Source organism: Pseudomonadota bacterium (genome assembly GCA_039024915.1).
Classification (GTDB): Bacteria; Pseudomonadota; Alphaproteobacteria; order Rhizobiales; family MH13; genus MH13.
This window is the reverse complement of the sequence record JBCCPK010000005.1, coordinates 155,239-174,458: the sequence shown is the minus strand read 5'-3', so window position 1 is coordinate 174,458 and position 19,220 is coordinate 155,239. Positions and strand designations below refer to the sequence as shown.

The following is a 19,220-nucleotide window of genomic DNA, read 5'->3' as shown; positions in this document are numbered from 1 at the left end:
TTGCGCGCCGCGCACGGCAACGGCCCGCGCGACGGCGCTGGGCACGTCTGCAAAACAGAGCGCACACGAGGAGCGCTGGCAGCCGAACGGTCTGGGCGAAGAGATGCCGCCATTACACATAGTCGCCTATCAGTGCGCCGGGAAAGCTTAGCCGTCAAGTTGAAGCGGTTTCGGGTACTGTCTCAGTTTGACTTATCTGTTTTGCGTCAGCTCTTCGGACGGTCGGGCTTCGGTGCCTGCGCATCGATGAGACCCACGATCCATTGCCTTTTGTCTTTCGCGCAAAGCTTGACCACTTTCGCGGATCACACGAAATCTAGGTGGCCGGATAGTCGTCCAGATCGGCAGCGACCGCAGCGTGCATTTGCGTCAGTATCTCGGGGTCGGCGGCGTGAACCCTGTTCCAGGTCGGAATGAACGGCGTCTCATTGGGGTTGTCGAGGAACGCCTGGCCCGCAACCAGGATATTCTCCGCGAACAGCTCGATGGAGCGTTCCTCAGAATGGCGATCAAGCGCCAGGCCATTCATTTTCGCGTCGGTGTAATAGCTCTCAAGCAGGTCGAGCGCAGACCGGTAGTAGGTGGCCTTGAGCGTCCGGAATGTGTTGTGGGTGAAGATGGTGCCATCTGCGGCCAGCTTTCGAAACAACGCCTTGCAAATGTCGATGGACATCTTTGACAGACCGGTGCGCGCATCGTCCTCAGACAGGTTTTGGTGCTTGTGGTCATAATTGTCGGCGATTTCGACCTGGCACACGGATTTGGGCGCCAGATTGCGCCAGGCTTCCGAGAGGATCCCGATCTCAAGGCCCCAGTCCGACGGAATGCGAAGATCGGGCAGGATTGGCGTGCGGATCGCAAACTCTCCCGACAGCGGATAGCGGAAGCTGCGCAGGTAATCGATGTAGTCCCGATCGCCGATAACCCGTTTGAGTGCGATCAGAAGTGGGCTGACCAGAAGTCGGGTCACGCGGCCATTGAGCTTGCCGTCGCCGATGCGCGGATAGAAGCCTTTGGCCATCTGATAGGGAAATGATGGGTTGACCACCGGATAGATCAGCCGGTCGAGAAGCGAGCGATCATAGGTAATGATATCGCAGTCGTGGATGGCCATGACCGAGGAATCGGCACAGGCAATGAGATAGCCCATGCAGGTCCAAACATTTTTTCCTTTGCCCCGCTCGGTTGGGGCGAGGCGCAACGCGTCCAGCTGATCGAGGATCGCCGTCATCCTGGGGCCGTCATTCCAGATCACAGTATGATCCTGCGGCAGCACCTTGAAAAACGACCGTGCCGTCCGAAACTGCTGTTCGTCGGCAGCATCCAGACCGATGATGATGCGGTGCAGGTAAGTGATTTTTGAAAGCTGCGCGAGAATGCCGGGAAGGGCGGGGCCCTCCAGTTCGGAATACAAGCACGGCAAAATCAGCGACACTTTGCGTGAGGCGGCCAGCACGGACACTTCGTGCGCCAATATCTCGGGTCTCCGCGCGCGAAGATCGTGCAGGGTGGTGATATTCCCGTTCTGGTGAAAATCGGCCATGGGTGTGTGTCTCTCCGATCTTCGCTTGGGCGTATCAGGCGCGGCCAGCCAAGTTGACGCCGCCTTTGCCATGCTCCGGCAATTGTGTTTGCGATGCGACCGATGTCAGCTTGATGATGGCCTCCGACCAGCCCGCCGGCCCGGGCTTGAGGCTCCGGCGGATCCGGCCGGAACGTTCGCCTTCCAGCGGCTTGATGGTCGGACCGTGGGGGTTGGTGATGATGATGCCATAATCCGCCGCTTCAAGCATCTCGATGTCATTGGGGGCATCCCCGAGCGCGATCGTCATCTTGGGTCCGTAGTGCGCGACAATCTTCGCCATCGCGTCGGCTTTTGTCCCACCATGCGCGCCAACAACGGAAATGGTCAGAAAGCGCCCGCCGCGCCTCGCTGTCAGTCCCAAAGGCTTAAGAGCTGCCAAAAATTCTGTCAGGCCAGCGGCTGGGCCGGTCCACAGGCCAGGCTCGCTGAACTGGCGTTGCCGGGCCAGCGCTGCCTCGCCTAGTGCCAGGCCTGTCGCGTCGGCGACCTCTTGCACAGACATATCCGAGAAGCCGATAAAGCCGCGCGGCGCCTGCTTGAGGCGGCTGAGCAGGTCAGCATACACAGATCCGCGGCTCTCTCCGGTAGCAAGCGCATCTGATGCCGTGTCTGGCGGAATTGTTCCGGAACCGTTTTCCACAATTGCTGGCCAATCGGACCACCCCATGGCCAGTCTGATCGGCTCCATTTCCGCTGCAGTCTTGCTTGATGCCAGCACCAGACCCGCACCTATCGCACGCAGATGATCGAGGCCGGGGCGTGCCGCCGCCCAATCATACGTCTGGTGATCGAGCACCGTACCGTCGAGGTCGGAAAAGACCAGAATGGAAGGTGGAGAAGCATGCGGCATCGTTTACAGACCACGCGTTGCGGCGGTCCTCATGTCAACAGTCACATCCCGGTTGCGCACGGATTATGCAGAATGCCGGCTTCCAAGCCTTGCTAGGCTCTGACAACCGCCTCACAGAAACACAGCTTAGATGAGCCGTGAGGCTCCGTACTATCCCAAGTCGTTGACCGATGTGATGACCTTGCCGAGAAGACCGTAATCCTTGGCCTCATCGGTGGTGAGCCAGAAGTCGCGGTCCATGTCCGCTTGCAGTTTCTCGACGCTCTGGCCAGTGGCTTCGGAAAAGATCTCGTAGAAGCGCTCGCGCATCTTCCGAATTTCCGTAGCCTGAATTTCAATGTCCGAAGCCTGGCCGCCAACCCCGCCGCGTGGCTCGTGCAACAGGAAGCGTGTCTTGGGCAGGCAGAACCGCCGCTCAATGGGCACAGCGACATAGATCAGTGCCCCTGCCGAAGCGACCCAGCCCGACCCGATCGCGTTCACCTTCGGGCGGATGAAACGAATGACGTCGTGGATCATGTCGCCGGATTCAACATGGCCTCCGGGCGAAGAGATCATCAGATTGATCGGATCATCGCTGAGCTGAGCGAGGGCCAGAAGGCGTGATGTGGCTTCACGCGCAACCTTGTCGTTGATCTCACCGGTGATCAGGACGAAGCGGGAATCGTTGAGCGCTTCCTCGAGCTTTCCGCCCATTCCGGCGCGCTTGTCCTTGTCGTCTTTGTCATCATCTTTTGCGGTGAAAGGGGCAAGAGGAGCCATGGGAAGTCCTTCGGGAGTTTCTGGTGCGATTCGCGCGATCATGAGCCGGTCGTAACTGGCGTAGCGGCGCTGGCATGGTGGGGCAAGTGGTGCCTTGGCTATGGTCGATCAAGTGGGCTTCAACGTCTCCGGGTCGATTCCGCCCATCTTACAGACAATTGCCCATTCTTCGTCGCGCACCGGCTGAACCGACAGGCGCATGGAGGTGACAAGGCTCATGTCCGACAGGCTTTCGGTCGCTTTGATCTCCTTCAGCGAGATCGGCTTGGGCACATCGGCCAGCGCGCGGATATCGACGCACTCCCACCGTTCGTCATCGGTCGTCGAATCGGGGTGTATTTCGGCGCACACCTCGACGATGCCGACGATCTCCAACCCTTCGTTGGAATGGTAGAAAAAGCCCCGATCACCCTGTTTCATTTCGCGCATGAAATTACGCGCCTGGTAGTTGCGGACGCCATCCCATTCCTCGCCAGCGTCGCCTTTGGCTTTCTGCTGGTCCCAGGACCATTTGAACGGTTCGGATTTGAACAGCCAGTAGCGCATGGATACCTCCTCAGACCACCGAAGAGGGCGGTTTGATGATCCAATTCCAGGGTCGGATGTCGACGCTCTCGAAAAGACCGGCCTCGGCATAGGGATCGTTCGCCGCGATCCGCTCGATGGCTGCCCGGTCGTCGGCTTCCACGACGATCAGGGAGCCGTTTGGCGTGCCGTTTTCATCGAGAAACGGCCCCGCCGCTTTCAAATGGTCTCCCAGTGCCTCGAGGAACGCCAGATGCTCGGCGCGCGTCTCCTGGCGAACGTGCAGATGGTTCGGCTTATCGGTGCACATCAGGGCGAACAGCATGGTGGAACTCTCCTCTGCATCCGGCGGGACGCTGGGGTGGACCACGACAAACGGGGTTTGTCGCGACAACAATGGCGTATGGCTCGGCCATATGGGCGGGACAGTTTGCCCAATCCCGTTACCGGCCCACGGGGGGCGGCAGGGAGCTTAATCTGGTGCAACCCGCCTGCCGCTCGTCCTATCATGTTCCGCGCGGGCGGCAACCATCAGTGTACAGCTGCTCGCGATTGCCGACGATGGCTGCCCGGTCTTGCGACTGGGCCGCGCGCGTCTGTCGCCTGCCCGGCAAAGCGCCGCTGAAAGTGTCCACGCAATACAGATCGCTTTACACGAAACGCGCACGCGGGTCCGTCGAAGATGGAATGATTAAACCTGGCAAGTCCTTGAAAAATTGTCATTTCAGGGCTTCAAAATGCCTGTATCCCTAAGCACGAGCCCCTTTCTTTCCGTGGCCCAGAACGGGAGTGGCGGTTTCATCAAGGGGCCAGCGCGGCCTTGCGGTGGTCGAATGAGGGGGTAGGCCGACGGATTCGCGCTCAAGCGCTGCCCATGCGATCATGGCGGCGTTATCGCTACAATGGCGGATGGGCGGCACGATGAGGACGCCTTGATGCGCGGCCATCAGCTGGTCGAGGGTTCGCCGGATCGCAGCGTTCGCCGCGACGCCGCCGGCAGCCACCAGCGTGGGCGGCCGATCGAAGGTTTCCGCCCATCGGGCAAGCGCGTTCTGCAAACGGTCGGCAAGAATGCCCGTCACGGCAGACTGGAATCCGGCACATAAATCGCTGACATCCTGATCGCTCAAGGGTGCTTTTGCCTCTGCCGCCAGTCGAAGCGCAGTCTTGAGCCCGGCGAAGGAGAAATCGCATCCTGATTTGCCCTTGAGCGGCCTGGGCAGGCGAATTGCGCCGCTGTCGCCCTGCAGGGCCATCCGCTCAACCGCTGGTCCTCCAGGGACGCCAAGTTCGAGCAATTTGGCGGTCTTGTCGAACGCTTCACCCAGGGCGTCGTCCAGGGTTGAACCCCATCTGACATAGGCGCCGACGCCCTCAACCAGCACAATTTGGGTATGGCCGCCTGACACCAGCAGCAACAAATAGGGAAAGGTGAGATCGGCGCTTAAGCGCGGAGAAAGCGCGTGACCCTCCAAATGGTTTACGGACCGAAACGATGCACCTGATGCGCTTGCTATGGCTTGTCCGGTGACGGCGCCAACAAGCACGCCACCTATGAGGCCCGGGCCGGTGGTCGCCGCCACAAGATCAAGGTCAGCAAAGGATCGAGCCGCTTCGCCCATGCACTGGGCGACGAGCCCATCGAGATGGTCGATGTGCGCCCGCGCCGCGATCTCGGGTACCACGCCGCCGTAGGGCGCGTGTTCGTCAAGTTGGCTGAGGACCCGTTCGGCCTCAATGATCGCCCGCCCGTCTGCCTCACGACGGACGAGTGCGACCGCGGTTTCATCGCAACTTGTTTCAAGGCCCAGGGCCAGCATGAGGTTTGCCTTCGCTCGGTGCGTCCGCCTATTGACGCGCTTGTCCGTTCGGCGGCGCAGGCCATAGCATCACGCGCGCCTTGAACGCCAGGATTAAGGCCGGCGCAGTCTTAGGAGTTACCCCTTGCCCGATATCCAGTTAACCCTTGGCACGCGCGGCAGCGCTCTGGCCCTGGCTCAAGCTTATGAGACCCGGAAACGCCTGGCCCAGGCGCACGGATGGCCGTTAGACGCGGTGGCCATAGAGATTTTTTCGACCAAGGGCGACGAAATACTCAACAAGGCGCTGACAGAAATAGGGGGCAAGGGCTTATTCACCGAAGAGTTGGAGCAGGCCCTGCATGGTGGGCGCATTGACTTGGCGGTGCACTCATCAAAGGACATGCCGACCGATTTACCCGCAGGCCTTGAACTCTCGGTGTTTCTGCCGCGCGAAGATGTCCGTGATGTCTTCATCAGCAGGGATGGTACAACGGTTGAAACGATCGCCGATGGGGCAACGGTTGGCACCGCCTCCTTGCGCCGGGCGGCGCTGTTGAAACGTGTCCGCCCAGACCTCAAAACAGAGGTTTTTCGGGGCAACGTTCAGACGCGCCTCAAGAAGCTTGCCGACGGGCAGGTTGATGCAACGTTGCTGGCGCTTGCGGGACTGCGGCGGCTGGACCTCGAGCCGGAACATATGACGATCCTCGACCCAGAGCGTTTTCCGCCCGCGTTGGCGCAAGGCGCCATTGGGATCGAAACGCGAAGCGGCGATGCGCGTACACGCGATCTGTTGGCGCCAATCGATGATGAGGATACCGGGACCGCTGTAGCGTGCGAGCGCGCGTTCCTGAAGGCGCTCGATGGTTCATGCCGGACACCGATTGCCGGACTTGCGACGGTGGACGGGGATCAGCTGCATCTGTCGGGTATTGTGTTGAAAGAGGACGGATCGCAGGCGCATACAATCATTGCCAATGGGCCTCGAACTCAGCCGGTTCGTTTCGGATCAGAAACAGGTGTCGCGCTTAAAGCGAAGGCCGGGCCGGGCTTCCTGCCGCATTGGTCGAGCTAAGCCACGTGATATGAGCGCCCCTGATCGGTCAGCCGATAGTCGGTCCAGACGGGTTCTGGTTACGCGCGAAGAAGCATCGGCGCGCCGAACGGCTTCGTTGCTCGCCGAACGCGGTCATACAGCGGTCGTGGCGCCGCTGACGGACATTCAAGCCTTGCACGATGGGTTGCTGAAGCTGGGTCGGGCTCTTGAAGCGTCACCGCGGGGCTTGATCGCAGTGACGAGCGCGGCCGCGCTTGAAGCGGTCCTTGCGGCAGCGCAGCGCGAGGTGCTGCCCTTCGCTTCGCTCACCAAGCGGCGTTATGGTGTCGTGGGAGGCCGCGCGGCAAGCTTGTGCGAGGCGAACGGCTTCAGACTTCTGGTCCCGCCGGCAGAGACCGTTGACGCTTTGATTGCGACGCTCGCGCCGCTGTCCGCTGATCAGTGGCATAAGGCTCTTTACGCGTGCGCTCGTGATCGAACGGCCAGCCTCGAGCGTGCCTATCCGGCTTTGAGGGCCATCGAAGTGTACGAAGCAATTGCGCGATCTGGCCTAGATGACGACGTGGTGCGGCTTCTACGCCGTGAACCTGTCGACACGGCGCTCGCTTATTCTGCCCGGTCCGCTCGCCTCGCACTTGATGCGCTTCGAAAGGCAGGGCTGGACACCCTGTTGTCCAATCTGCGTTGGGTCTGCTTATCGCCAGCGGTTGAAGCCGAGTTACGTGCGGACGGCGTTAGCGCTGGTTACACAAGGACGTCAGAGAAACCCAATGAAAACAGTCTTCTGAATGCTATTGACGAGTTTTAGCTCGCTCCAAGCGCGCTTTGGACGTCTTTAACCGTGACGCCAGCTGCGCTGACATACGGCCAAAAAAGGGGGCGACGGGGATCAAACCACATGCTTAAGTGGGGTATTCGGATTGCGCTGGTGGGCACGTGCCGGGTTGTTGGCTTGGTCCCGCTTCACGCAAGCGCGGTCGGGCGAGTATGAATTGCGGAGGACGGGATGGCGAAAGCTTCCAAAGGTCAGCGGCGCCAGGGCGGTCGATCAGGACGTCGTGCGCCGTCAAAGCCGCTCATTATCGACGTTGAAGCCGCTTCGGAGGGTGCCGCTGCCAAGCCTCCATCGAGTCCTGGCGGCGCGGTCGATCCGACGCCCTCTAAGCTCGCACCATCGCCTACGGGTTCAGCTGCGCCTGAAATAAGCGGGTCGGGCGACACGCAAAGTGCCAGTAAAACAGGTGCCAGCGCGTCCGCGGGTGCTTCGTCCACACGTCCCGCGTCTGTGACGGTGACAACTGAGAAAAGCGCTTCCAAGTCTCCCGCCTCGCCACAGACGAGTGCTGAAACGACGTCGCGTGCCGCCACGCCGTCCGAGCAGACCACGGGAAAAGACAAACAGCGGTCAGCCCAGACAACGAGTTCAGCATCGCCTAGCGCTGGACAAACCGCGTCCACAGCGACGGCAAGCGGAACTGCTGGCTCAAAAAAAGCGGAACAACCAACCACGGATGCCAAGAGTGCGGGCTCTGCAGCCAAGGCTGCCGATAAGGCGCGCGACCCTGCATCGCACGGCTCAGGCGGGAACGCAAAGACACCAGACGCGCAGAAACCGGCGTTGGCCGCCGCGACCCAAGCGGCTGTCAACCTTGGTGGAGGCACACCTGCAGGTGGACCTTCGGCGTTTTATCTTTTCGCCGCTGGGCTCGTTGGTGGTTTGATCGCGCTGGTCCTGCTTTTTCTGGCCCAACTTTTAGGGATTTTTAGTCTCCCAGATGGACGGATCGATGCGCAACGTCTCGCTCTGGTCGAGACCGAAGAGCGGCTTTCGACGCGGATTGCTGCCGTTGAAGCCTCGCTCGCCGAAGTCTCGACATCAGATGTCGGATCCGCGCTCGAGCTTTTGCGCGAAGATCTCGACGGGCTGGCCTTGCAGGTCGAGGGATTGTCGGTTTCCGATGCGTCGGGACTTGATCTTGGGGCGCTGACCGGCCGTCTCGAAGGTCAGATATCTCAGAGCGTTCAAGGCGCGGTAGCGCCTTTGGCCGCGCGGTTGGAGCCGTTGGAAGCTTTGATCGGGGAGGGTGTGCCTGCGGGTGAGCCGGGGCAGCTTGCCCCTGAGATCAGCAACGACCTTATGGCACTTCGTGCCGAAGTCGATGCGCTTACTGAGCTTTTGGGGGCGGCCGCTCAGCCCGAGATCACAGCCGAGGGTACTGGCGAGGCAGGGGCCGTTGGTCTCGCAAATGAGGCGGCGCAAAGTGTTGAGCGCATTGATGCGCTGGAAGGTTTGTTCGAAGCTGCCTCAACGCAGATTGAGGCCATCGATGGAAGGCTGGGATCGTTGGAAGGCGCGTTCAGCGACGTCGAAGAGCAGATCGCAACCCTCGACGGCGGCCTGGCAAATCTTGATGGCAGTGTCAGTTCGCTCGGTGAGTCGATGGCAGGCGACTTGGGAGCGCTTGGTGCTACGGTGGCCGAAATGGCCGCTGCGGTTGCGAGCGACCCGCCCGATCGGTTGGCACGCCTCGGTGTTGCGTTGGATGCAGTGGTCGACGCGCGCGACCGCGGCGATGATCTCGCAGCGCCGATTACGGCTGCTACCAGCGCCGCTGGCTTTGACGATGCGCTGTTCGCAGCATTCGAACCACTTAGCGCGCTGGACTTGCCCGGAGCCTTGAACCAATCGGCACTCATGGCAGGCTTTGCCGCCAGCCGTGATGCAATGATTGCGGCGATCCCAACCGAGGGTGGAGCGGGGGGGATGCTGGGTGCCCTTGGCGAGCGAGCGCGTCAATTGGTGTCCATCCAATCGCCGGACGGACCTGTCGGCGAGGCCTCGACCGTGACCGGGCAGATCGATCAGCTCGGTAGCTTGCTTGCTGCTGGTGATTATGGTGGGGCCTTAGATGCGGTGAGCGGTTTGCCCGAACCGGTTGCCGCCGCCGCCGAGAACCTGCGTGCGGACCTGCAGGCACGTGTCGCGCTCGATTCCGCGATCGCCATGGCTCGCGACAGGCTGATCCAAGCATTGGCTGGAGCATCATGACGCTAACAACCTTCACCCAACCAGGAGCATAACCGTGTTGCGGGTATTGGTCTTCTTCGCTGCCGTCTTGGGCCTTGCGTTCGGGTTTGCCTGGCTGGCCGATCGGCCCGGGACCGTGGCGATCGATTGGATGGGCTACCAGATCGAGCTTAGTGCGATGGTGGCGATGATCGGGCTTGTCGCGCTGATCGTCGCAATCATGATCGTGGCATGGGTCCTGAAGATGATTGTACGCTCGCCGCAGATGGTCGGCGGGTATTTTTCCTCGCGCAAGCGCGACAAGGGCTATGAGGCCCTGTCTAGCGGTCTCGTCGCAGCGGGCTCCGGCGATGCGAAAGCGGCGCAGCGATATGCGAAACAGGCGCGCAAGATGTTGCCAGCCGCTCCGCTAACCCAGGTTTTGGCCGCGTCTAGCGCCGACTTGATGGACGATGGTGATGCCAAGCGGCTCGCCTATCGCAAGATGCTGGATGATCCCAAGTGCCAGTTACTTGGTCTTCGCGGGCTTTATCTCGATGCCGTTGCCGACGAGGATGAAGAAGCGGCCCGCCACTATGCCGACCAAGCGGCAGCGTTGGCGCCCGCGCTCAAATGGGCCGGTGAGGCGCAGTTTGAAGATCAGGTTCAACGCGGCGATTGGCCGGCGGCGCGTGCGGTTCTGGACCGTAATCTCGAAGCGCGGATCGTCTCGAAAACCGAACGCAATCGCCTGCGTGCCGTGCTTTTGACCGCCGAGGCAATCGACCGGGAAGCGGGCGAGCCCGACGCGGCCAAAGCCATGGCGCTTGAAGCGCACAAATTAGCGCCTGACCTCGTCCCGGCAGCGGCGGTGGCTGGCCGCTTGCTGATCCGCACGTCAAAGATGACCCAGGCCAGCAAGGTTCTGGAAACGGCCTGGAAGAACAGCCCCCACCCGGAGTTGGCGGAGGTTTATCTTTACGTACGGCCTGGTGACGCCGTGGCGGACCGGCTCAAGCGTGCAAGGCGTTTGCGCCAATTATGTTCCCACACAACCGAGGGCGATTTGGCACTGGCTCGGGCGCTGATGGAAGCTGGGCGGCTTGAAGAAGCGCGTGAGACGCTGTCCGACCATGTGGGCGACGATGCCACGCAACGCGTGTGCCTTCTGATGGCGGAGATCGAAGAAAAAGATACCGGAGACACGGTGGCGGCGCGCAGTTGGATGGCGCGGGCCCTTCGTGCCAAACGCGACCCCGCGTGGGTGGCTGATGGCTATGTCTCGTCGACCTGGGAGCCGGTTTCGCCACTGTCCGGCAGGGTTGATGCGTTTGTTTGGAAGGTTCCGGTTGAGCGCTATGCGGCCCATGAGCCCATCGCGATCCCGGCGGAGTCCCTGGGTGCCGATGGCCAGGTGATGTTGCCTGCGCGCCTCCCCGATGTTGTGGACGTACCCACGTCAACCGACGGCGGGGACACAGTGGAGACGGTGGAGGCTGAGCCAGCTATCGTATCAGATGCGGATATGAAAGCCGCTGTCTCAGATGGATCGTCCGCCAAAGCAAACACTGACGAGAAAAGTGCCGGCGATGGCACCAAGGAGAACGTTGCCGAGGTAGAAAAGGTTGAGCTAGACGGTGAGGCATCTGACGATGACGCTGATGAAGCCGGACCGGACCAAGAATCTGCGCCCGAGCCGGCAACGTCGATAGAGAGCACTGCCAGACCGATGGCGCCGGCGAATGATGACGCCCAACCGGGAACGTCAGAGGCACCTAAAGCCGGTGCTGACGATGCGGCGCAGACAGCTGCTGAGGTTACCCCAAACGAGCATCCCCAAGCTGGCGTTGATCCCGCATCCCCCGAAGCGGAAATGGAGCCCAAGAGCGCTCCGACATCTCCGCCAGCCTCCGGGATGAAGAAGGCCTCTGGCAGTGAGAAAGCCGATAAACAAGCCTCTGAAAGCTATTCTGGCTTACCGGACGGGCATGCTCCCGATGATCCGGGTGATAACGCCAGCGATGAGTATGATGGCAACCCGCGACGCCGCTTTCGTCTGTTTTGAACGGTGCTTGCGCGTCGGTACCAGCTGACAGGCTGCTTTTATCCCGCGCCCAGTTGCGGCAACTAGCAGGGCTTACCTCAACGTTCGCCGAGGCCGTCTAAGGTGCTTGCAAATGCTGGGTTAGTCCGGTACCGCTCCGCGAGCCGATGAGACCGGTGTGGCTCGCCTTGGCACATTGGTTATGCTGCTGTAGCTCAGTTGGTAGAGCACGTCATTCGTAATGATGGGGTCGGGGGTTCGAGTCCCTTCAGCAGCACCATTTACAGCATTGCAGTTTGCTCAACCAATCCGCGGCTTCTCGTTGGTTAGGGTTCGTGTGCTTTCGCGCGTCGATCAGTATTTCAACCGTTGCTTGATAGTTGCGAGATTGACGTAGGCGCGGCAACCGCTCGATCGGCACCTTTATTGACACCTTCCAGAAACTGGCAAGATTGATTTGGCTCTGTCGGCGAACTGTTTAGCGGCAGATGTGGCGCTTAATGGCGGCTCTTTACACTTTGCTAACCATAAAAATGTGAATAGGTGTTTCTACGCGGGCATGAACACCTTTAACGAAACACAACAGTCGCAAATCCCCGAAAATGTATACCGAAAATGTCGTGAATTCAGTCGCTTATGATATCGAAGCGGTTCGTACGCGCACCTCTAAGGTCATAGAAGAAGCGATTCAACTACGAGCGCTATCCGCCAGGATGCGGATGGAGGCCGCAGAGCTCCGCAAGCTCGCACAGCAACGTAGACAAGAGCGAGAAATGCCGACCCCTGGCTGACCTCTGCAGCAATCGACGCTCAACTCAGGTTGGCCGACCCTTTATTGGACGAGTTCGAATGTTGGGTGCATCCCCTGTCGGTGGTAGCGTGCATTCCGATACTTCGAAACCCTTGGAAGGTCGGACGATCAACCTCAGTGGTCATAACGATGGTCCCGCTGCTGAACGTAGCCTCCCGGCACCATGCCTAGGTTTCGCGAACGTCCGCAAATGGTTTGCGGCGATCGGTTCGAGGCACTCGGACAGGCGTGATCGACGTGCTTTCATTCGGCTGCGATCTCAGCGACCGCGCCCTTGCTTGTCGTTTTAGGTTCAAGCCGATGATCGAAAGATACGCGCTGGCTGGCCTGGAGAAGCGTCGTAGGTCAGTGAAGCAACTGCGCTACAGATTTTTTCAAGGCTCGCCCCACGAAGGGGTTTTGTGACGAAGAAATCGGCGCCCGCGTTTAGAGCGTCGCGTTCATCCTTGGGATCGTCCGAGCCCGAGCATATGCCTACGATCAAGTCGTCAAACCGGCGATCGGATCGCAGAGACCGAATAGCTTCAATTCCGGTTCCGATGCCCAAGTTAAGGTCAAAGACCACAAGCGAGGTGTCACGATGCTGCTCCGCATCGCGTTCCAGGTGTTCAAAGAAGTCGGATGCTTTGACGTAGCTGTGCAGGTCGACAGACACATCATCCTTCTTGAGAATCATCTTTGTGATGAGGATCTCGGTATCTGAGTCGTCCACAAAGTGAAGCTCTTTGACCTGGCTTTCGTAAACCATTTGCCGCTGTGCTCCCTCGGTCAGCGATCAGTACTTAGCCGTAAAATGAAACAAGCTCCACCAAGGTCAAGGCTGTCAGCTATTTCTAAACTCCCCCCGTACTGCGCAACGATCCGTTGACAGATGGATAGTCCAAGCCCAGTCCCTTCGATTTCATCACGCCGCTGGAGACGCTGAAAAACACCGAACACCGCTTCTCTGTCTGCCGGTTTAATCCCTGGCCCGTTATCCTCCACCCGAATTTCGACGCTCGTCGTGTCGCTTTGTGTTGCGGAGATACGGATGATCGGCTCGGGTTTGTCGTTAAATTTCAGCGCATTGGCGATCAGGTTCTGTAAGAGCTGACTGAAGTGAACAGTTGCGCCCGTTACGGTGGGTAACGCGCTTAGCTCCACCGTCGCATTCGCCTCCTCAATTGCTAAGGCGAGGCCCTCTGTGACATCCGCAGCGACCTTATTGAGGTCGACATCGGTGTGTTCCACGCGCTCATCAATTCGTGAGTAGGCGAGCAAACTGCTGATGATCGCGGCCAACCGGTCGGTGTTTACAGCTATGCGATTGATCAAGTCGTCGCGCTTGGCGTTATCCGCGCTTACGTCGGGGACCAACAACAACTCGCAAAGCGACTGAATGAGCCGTACGGGTTCTTTCATGTCGTGCGAGCAAACGTAGGAGAAACGGTTCAATTCCTCGTTTGATTTCGACAACTCCTGCATTGTCTCCCGAAGTTCCAATTCGCGGTGGCGGTCGTCAGTGACGTCGACAAACACACCAAACACAGCATCGGATTGGCCGTCCTCATTGGTGCTCGTACGACCTATGGATTTCACAACGCGAACGTCACCGTCGGGGCGTACCAGCCGCGCTTCGAAGTCAAAGCCGTCGCCCGCTTCAATTGCGCGATTGACATGCTCCGTCACCTCTTTCCGATCATCGGGATGGTAAAAGTTGATCCCGGCTTGCAGTTCGGGGGTGTACTCTTTGGGATCGACGCCGTGGATTACATAGATATGGTCCGACCAGAAGAGGGTGTTGTTGATGAGATCAATGCGCCAATACCCCATGCCGGACAGTTTAGCGGCTGAATCGAGCTGAGCCTTCGACTCCGCCAGCGCAGTAAATTGTCGGTCGCGTTCGGTGACGTCCTCGACGGTGCCGATCATGGACACTGCCTCGCCATCATCATCCCATATCGCCTGACCTTTGGCATCTATCGTGACATAGTGGCCGCTCTCGTGACGCAGTCGATACCGAACGTCATAAGGCTCCTTGTCTGTGAGATGCCTCTGAACGGCCGTCATAATTCGCTCTTTGTCATCGGGGTGCAGACGCTCACTGAAGTCCTCCAAACGACCTTTGAACGTTTCGTCATTGACCCCAACAATTTCTTTGAAGCGGTCGGACCACCAAAGCCCGCCGGTTGAGACCGCGAAGTCCCACAGGCCCACAGCCGCGGCGCGAACCGCCATGTCGAGGCGGGTCTCACTCAGTTTAAGTGCTGCCGCGGACTCATATTCCTGGGTGACATCCTCGCCCATCGTGTAAAGCAGAGGTTCTCCGGTCTCGACATCCTCTGAGCGAATGCGCGTGACGCGCTTCCAGAGCTTTCGGCCAGACTTGTTTTCGATCTCGCCGACCGAATCTGACAGCTCTTCGTCGCTTTTGAAAAAAGACTCATCTTTTTGCTTTGACGTGTGCGCTGAGCCCGACGACAGAAACTCGAAATAGTTGCGCCCGGTCAGCTCCCGCTCTCCAGCGTCAACGATAGCGCTCGCGGCCGGGTTCGCTTTCAGGATCGTTCCATCGACTTCGCGAACGAAGATCGCTTGCGGGATGTTGTCAAAGATCAGCTGGAGTTCGCGGCGTGTCCGAACAAGTTCGGCGGTGTTGTCGACAATCAGTATAACCGCGCCGGTGACATCACCATTTGCCTGTATCTGAGGCACGATGGATACCACCGCTTGAAGCGCTTCATCTTTGATTTGGACGTCAGTCTGCGTCTGGGAAGCGATCGATGCCGTCACGAGTTCGACGATGTCGGGGAACCCGTCAACCTGTTTCAAGAGGCTTAAATGCGGCCGGTCGGAATCCATGTTGATGCCGAAAAGCTCTTCCGTCGCATTGCTGACCTGTAAAATGTTGAGGGCCTGATCAACGACAATAAGGGGCGAGCCAACATTCTTGAGGATGCTATTGAGGCTCTGATTGACCACGCGCAACTCGTTGCTGCTGACTTGAAGCTGTTCGTTCACAGTCGCGAGTTCTTCGTTGGTGGACTGCAGTTCCTCGTTCGAGGTCTCCAGCTCCTCATTGGTCGATTGCAGTTCCTCATTACTTGACTGCAGCTCTTCGTTCAGTGCCTGCAGTTCCTCGTTTGAAGTCTCGAGTTCCTCTGCGGTCTGTTGCAAGTTGGACTGCGCGATATCGAGTTCACGGCGAAGCTCATCATTGTGGCGCGCCAACTCCCTGTCGGTGGTCTGCAGCGCATCTTTCGGGATGTCCGGGCTGGTGTCTTCCCACGATGAGATGAGGGCGAGCGCCAGCACTTCTTCGTCGGGGCCCCCTTCGATCGGATAGACCGTAACTCGAGCTTTCTTTTGCGGGTTACTGGGGTCGGGGGATGCGCAACCCCTCGTCGTACCTCTTTCTTTCGGATCGCCATGGGAACAGACATGCGAATGTCTTGCGCGAACGGCTCGCGAATAAAGGTGGATACACCGAGCGACAGGTTTCCCTCGGTGGTCAGGCTGACATAGGGATCGACGTTTCCGTAGGCTTTCCTGAGTTGAAGATCGGCGCTTACGAGAAAGCCGTCAGGCCCAAAAGCTTTGATCAGTGAGTCAAATCGAGCGTTTGCCGAGGTGACGTCCCGTTGATCAGCGTTTCGGTCTTGTGCCTGCCTGCGGGGCCCATAGGCGCGTCTGAGGTCATTGTAGTCATCGAAAACAGGGCGGGACTTGGTGGGGCGTTGGAAATACAGGTGCTTGCCGTGCTCGGACGCCCGAAAAAGCGTGTCATTGGCAGCCGTTGTCTCAGACTTTCCGAGAAACAAAATTCCATTGGGTACCAGTGAGTAGTGGAACCGCGAGAGCACCTGCGATTGCAACGATGATTGAAAATAGATCAGCAGGTTCCGGCACGAAATGAAGTCGACGTTCAAAAATGGCGGGTCTTGGATCACATTGTGAATGGAGAAGACGATCCGCTCGCGGATTTCTTTCTTCAAGACGTAACCGGTTGGTACTTTCTCAAAATACTCATCAATGAAATCTCTGGGCACCTCTTCAAGAGACGTTTCCGGGTAGACGCCTCGCCGAGCGATTTCGATAGCGTCCTGGTCAATATCTGTTGCGAAGAACTGCACCTTCTTTCGTACGAAGGCCTGCAGGCCACCGATGAGGTCTGCAAAGATCATGCAGATTGTGTAGACCTCCTCGCCGGTCGCACAGCCGGGGATCCAAACTCGAATGGGGTCACTGCCATCCTTGCTTGCAATAATGTCCTTGAGGTTTGACCGCAGCATTTCGAACTCAACCGGGTCACGGAAGAATGAAGTCACTGAAATCAGGAAGTCTTTGAAAAGCGCGTCGATTTCCTTGTCGGACGTACGCGCAATCGAGACATAGTCTTCGATCTCACTGACGCCGATTGCCGCCATGCGGCGCTCGATCCGCCTTTGGAGTGTTGCCGCCTTATAGTGCCGGAAGTTCACGCGGCAGCGATTGTGCACCAGGTGGATAAGCTCAGACACACTGTCGAGATGAACTGGCGACGCCTTCAGCGAGCTGAGGTTAGCGCGACGCTCAAGAATCGTTGGGAACTGTGCACCGATTTCCTCCGGTGACATGACCAGGTCCACCACACCCGCCTCGACCGCTGCCACGGGCATGCCGGTGTACTTTGCCGAGTGCTCATCCTGCGCAATCGTAATGCCACCGGCGGCTTGAACATCTCGCAGCCCCCGCGAGCCATCAGAACCGGTACCGGACAAAATAATGCCAACCGCGTTCTCCCCTTTGTCGAAGGCTAGCGACTTCAAGAAGCGGTCTACCGACGGCGTTGGCGTGCCGGAATCACGGCTGGATGGCACGATGCGTATCCGACCGTCCCTAATTTCGATGTCTTTGTTCTGGGGTGTGATGTAAATCTTGTTGGGAAGGGGAGCGACATCATCTTCAGCGCTGAGCACCTCCAGCGAGGTTTCACGGCCGATAATCTCCGGAAGCATGCTGCGGTGATGCGGCGATAGGTGTTGTGCAACTATGTAAGTGACCGACAGCTTGTCAGGCAGTTGCCGAGCAAACGCGCGCAGGGCTTCCAGTCCGCCCGCTGACGCCCCAAGACCAACCCAAAAATGAGCCGTTTGCTCCTCTGTCTGTGCCTCTTTCTCATCGCTGGAGATTAGTTCGTCCGCCACATTGCCCCCGGTGTGAGATGGTGGGCAAAGGTGGCAGATGAGAAAGAGAAATCAAGCGGGAAAAAAATTGTCCCGAGGGCGGTCCGGAGCCGTAACGGTAAACAGCCGAGCGTTAGCAGACGCGATGTCCGCCCTGTGGAAATATCTGGCCATCTGAGCGCATTTGCTAAGAGGTAAATCGTCTGACAGGGCGCGATCCATGCTGACGGCCGCGACAGGCCGATCACCCGAGATGTCCTGCACTCCGACGTGGCCAGCTTCGTGCGTGTATGAGGGACGGCCTGACGGACTTCCTGTGTGGTCAGGCCTTGGGCTTTAGCTGGTTGAGGCTTCCCTTGAGAATGAGCTTGCCCAGTCCGAGCTCCGCGACGATCGTCTTCAGTCGTACGTTCTCTTTGTCCAAGCTCTTCATCTTTGACAGCTGAGACCGCCCCATGCCGCCAAACGTCCTGCTGCCAGTTGTAAGACGTCGCGTCACTAATCCCGATATTTCGGCACGCTATCGTTTCTCAACGAAGCAACCCTTTGCCAACACAGATCAACGGCGTTACCTAGCGATTGATTATAGACGACGACGCATGGGGTGGCCGTGGACGTTTTTGCTGATTTCGGCCTGCGTGTTGTCGCCCAGTTCCAATCGCCGACCCTGGCTTTCCTGATCGGTGGTGTGCTTCTAGCCGCCTCTGGCTCGAAACTCGTTATCCCCGACGCGATCTACAAGTTTGCGGTCTTCATGCTGCTGATGCGGATCGGCCTCAATGGAGGCATGGAGATCCGGGAGGCGGACCTCGCCGACATGATCCTGCCGGCGCTTGCGGCCACAGTCGTAGGGGGTGGAACGGTCTTGCTCGGGCTGGTGACGCTTGCCCGGTTGCCAGGCATTCGCCGCGACGATGCGATTGCCACTGCTGGGCTCTTCGGCGCGGTCAGCGCCTCGACCCTGGGCGCCGCCATGGTGCTGTTGGAGCAGGACGGGATTGTCTACGAGGCGTGGGTTCCAGCCCTCTACCCGTTCATGGACATTCCGGCCCTCGTTCTCGCGATCGTGCTGGCGCGGCTGCATACTGAGAAGCAAGGCAAATCGAAGGGCAAGCGGCTCACCGTTTGGTCGATTGTCAAAGACAGCCTTCAGGGCTCTGCCCTGTCCGCACTGATCCTGGGCCTCCTTCTTGGCCTTTTGACAAACCCTGGGCGCGTGTTCGACACCTTCTACGATCCGCTTTTTCGCGGGCTCCTATCCGTGCTGATGCTCATCATGGGTATGGAAGCGTGGCAGCGCCTCAACGAGTTGCGGCGCGTTGCCCAGTGGTACGCGGTCTACGCTGCGGTGATGCCTCTGGTGCACGGATTGATCGCCTTTGGATTGGGTTACGCCATCCATTTGGTGACAGGGTTCAGCCCCGGTGGGGTCATCCTGCTGGCTGTTTTGGCGAGCTCATCGTCCGACATTTCAGGACCCCCAACCTTGCGTGCGGGTATCCCAAGCGCGAATCCCTCTAGCTATATCGGATCATCGACGAGCGTTGGAACACCAATCGCTATCGGTGTCGGTATTCCGTTCTTTATTGCGCTGGCCGAGGTTGTCTTCTGACCTTCCGGATACGCAGCGCAT

The 19,220-nt window shown here is 58.9% G+C and carries 15 protein-coding genes and 1 tRNA gene; 6 read left to right on the top strand and 10 right to left on the bottom strand.

What is annotated here, in order from left to right:
• Positions 1 to 316 precede the first annotated feature (316 nt).
• From AAF739_11340 to tsaD, 6 genes are all read right to left on the bottom strand, one after another.
• Positions 317 to 1,543 (bottom strand): glycosyl transferase, encoded by a 1,227-nt coding sequence (locus AAF739_11340; protein MEM6383259.1) that lies wholly within the window; start codon positions 1,541 to 1,543, stop codon positions 317 to 319.
• 34 nt (positions 1,544 to 1,577) lie between these two features.
• A complete protein-coding gene (locus AAF739_11335) occupies positions 1,578 to 2,435 on the bottom strand; it encodes an HAD-IIB family hydrolase (protein ID MEM6383258.1) in 858 nt (285 codons plus the stop codon).
• 150 nt (positions 2,436 to 2,585) lie between these two features.
• Entirely contained in the window at positions 2,586 to 3,197 is a 612-nt protein-coding gene (locus AAF739_11330; GenBank protein ID MEM6383257.1) for an ATP-dependent Clp protease proteolytic subunit, read from the bottom strand.
• Positions 3,198 to 3,305: 108 nt separating this feature from the next.
• Positions 3,306 to 3,743 carry an EVE domain-containing protein gene (locus AAF739_11325; protein MEM6383256.1) on the bottom strand — a complete coding sequence of 146 codons (438 nt, stop codon included), beginning with the start codon at positions 3,741 to 3,743 and terminating at the stop codon, positions 3,306 to 3,308.
• Between the two features lie 10 nt (positions 3,744 to 3,753).
• The gene (locus tag AAF739_11320) at positions 3,754 to 4,047 is read right to left on the bottom strand and encodes a YciI-like protein (protein MEM6383255.1); all 294 of its coding nucleotides are present in this window, start codon (positions 4,045 to 4,047) and stop codon (positions 3,754 to 3,756) included.
• 424 nt (positions 4,048 to 4,471) lie between these two features.
• Positions 4,472 to 5,542, bottom strand: a complete 1,071-nt coding sequence (gene tsaD / locus AAF739_11315; GenBank protein MEM6383254.1) for a tRNA (adenosine(37)-N6)-threonylcarbamoyltransferase complex transferase subunit TsaD — start codon at positions 5,540 to 5,542, stop codon at positions 4,472 to 4,474.
• A 124-nt stretch (positions 5,543 to 5,666) separates the two neighbouring features.
• On the opposite strand from tsaD, the gene hemC reads away from it, so the two are divergent.
• Together hemC and AAF739_11305 are read left to right on the top strand one after the other, a co-directional pair.
• A complete protein-coding gene (gene hemC, locus AAF739_11310) occupies positions 5,667 to 6,599 on the top strand; it encodes a hydroxymethylbilane synthase (protein MEM6383253.1) in 933 nt (310 codons plus the stop codon).
• A gap of 10 nt (positions 6,600 to 6,609) precedes the next feature.
• Positions 6,610 to 7,389, top strand: a complete 780-nt coding sequence (locus AAF739_11305) for a uroporphyrinogen-III synthase (protein ID MEM6383252.1) — start codon at positions 6,610 to 6,612, stop codon at positions 7,387 to 7,389.
• A 218-nt stretch (positions 7,390 to 7,607) separates the two neighbouring features.
• Here AAF739_11305 and AAF739_11300 read toward each other — a convergent pair whose 3' ends face one another.
• Entirely contained in the window at positions 7,608 to 7,979 is a 372-nt protein-coding gene (locus tag AAF739_11300) for a hypothetical protein (GenBank protein MEM6383251.1), read from the bottom strand.
• 220 nt (positions 7,980 to 8,199) lie between these two features.
• On the opposite strand from AAF739_11300, the gene AAF739_11295 reads away from it, so the two are divergent.
• From AAF739_11295 to AAF739_11285, 3 genes are all read left to right on the top strand, one after another.
• Positions 8,200 to 9,630 carry a hypothetical protein gene (locus AAF739_11295; GenBank protein ID MEM6383250.1) on the top strand — a complete coding sequence of 477 codons (1,431 nt, stop codon included), beginning with the start codon at positions 8,200 to 8,202 and terminating at the stop codon, positions 9,628 to 9,630.
• 34 nt (positions 9,631 to 9,664) lie between these two features.
• Positions 9,665 to 11,653, top strand: coding sequence for a heme biosynthesis HemY N-terminal domain-containing protein (locus tag AAF739_11290; GenBank protein ID MEM6383249.1), 1,989 nt, complete (start codon positions 9,665 to 9,667; stop codon positions 11,651 to 11,653).
• Between the two features lie 183 nt (positions 11,654 to 11,836).
• Positions 11,837 to 11,912: transfer RNA gene (locus AAF739_11285), tRNA-Thr, on the top strand.
• Positions 11,913 to 12,735: 823 nt separating this feature from the next.
• Here the strand turns inward: AAF739_11285 and AAF739_11280 are convergent.
• The 3 genes from AAF739_11280 to AAF739_11270 all read right to left on the bottom strand — a co-directional run bounded on the left by AAF739_11280 (position 12,736) and on the right by AAF739_11270 (position 17,608).
• Entirely contained in the window at positions 12,736 to 13,191 is a 456-nt protein-coding gene (locus tag AAF739_11280; protein MEM6383248.1) for a response regulator, read from the bottom strand.
• 20 nt (positions 13,192 to 13,211) lie between these two features.
• A complete protein-coding gene (locus AAF739_11275; protein MEM6383247.1) occupies positions 13,212 to 15,284 on the bottom strand; it encodes a PAS domain-containing protein in 2,073 nt (690 codons plus the stop codon).
• Between the two features lie 260 nt (positions 15,285 to 15,544).
• On the bottom strand, positions 15,545 to 17,608 hold the full coding sequence (locus AAF739_11270) for a chemotaxis protein CheB (GenBank protein MEM6383246.1): 2,064 nt from the start codon (positions 17,606 to 17,608) through the stop codon (positions 15,545 to 15,547).
• 589 nt (positions 17,609 to 18,197) lie between these two features.
• Between AAF739_11270 and AAF739_11265 the strand changes: the two genes are divergently transcribed.
• Positions 18,198 to 19,199 carry a sodium-dependent bicarbonate transport family permease gene (locus tag AAF739_11265; protein ID MEM6383245.1) on the top strand — a complete coding sequence of 334 codons (1,002 nt, stop codon included), beginning with the start codon at positions 18,198 to 18,200 and terminating at the stop codon, positions 19,197 to 19,199.
• Positions 19,200 to 19,220: the final 21 nt, after the last annotated feature.

Coding starts and splice junctions, on each gene's coding strand:
- AAF739_11325 (MEM6383256.1), bottom strand. CDS start 3,743: ATGCGCTACTGGCTGTTCAAATCCGAACCGTTCAAATGGTCCTGGGAC.
- AAF739_11320 (MEM6383255.1), bottom strand. CDS start 4,047: ATGCTGTTCGCCCTGATGTGCACCGATAAGCCGAACCATCTGCACGTT.
- tsaD (MEM6383254.1), bottom strand. CDS start 5,542: ATGCTGGCCCTGGGCCTTGAAACAAGTTGCGATGAAACCGCGGTCGCA.
- AAF739_11305 (MEM6383252.1), top strand. CDS start 6,610: ATGAGCGCCCCTGATCGGTCAGCCGATAGTCGGTCCAGACGGGTTCTG.
- AAF739_11330 (MEM6383257.1), bottom strand. CDS start 3,197: ATGGCTCCTCTTGCCCCTTTCACCGCAAAAGATGATGACAAAGACGAC.
- AAF739_11335 (MEM6383258.1), bottom strand. CDS start 2,435: ATGCCGCATGCTTCTCCACCTTCCATTCTGGTCTTTTCCGACCTCGAC.
- AAF739_11275 (MEM6383247.1), bottom strand. CDS start 15,284: ATGGATTCCGACCGGCCGCATTTAAGCCTCTTGAAACAGGTTGACGGG.
- AAF739_11340 (MEM6383259.1), bottom strand. CDS start 1,543: ATGGCCGATTTTCACCAGAACGGGAATATCACCACCCTGCACGATCTT.
- AAF739_11280 (MEM6383248.1), bottom strand. CDS start 13,191: ATGGTTTACGAAAGCCAGGTCAAAGAGCTTCACTTTGTGGACGACTCA.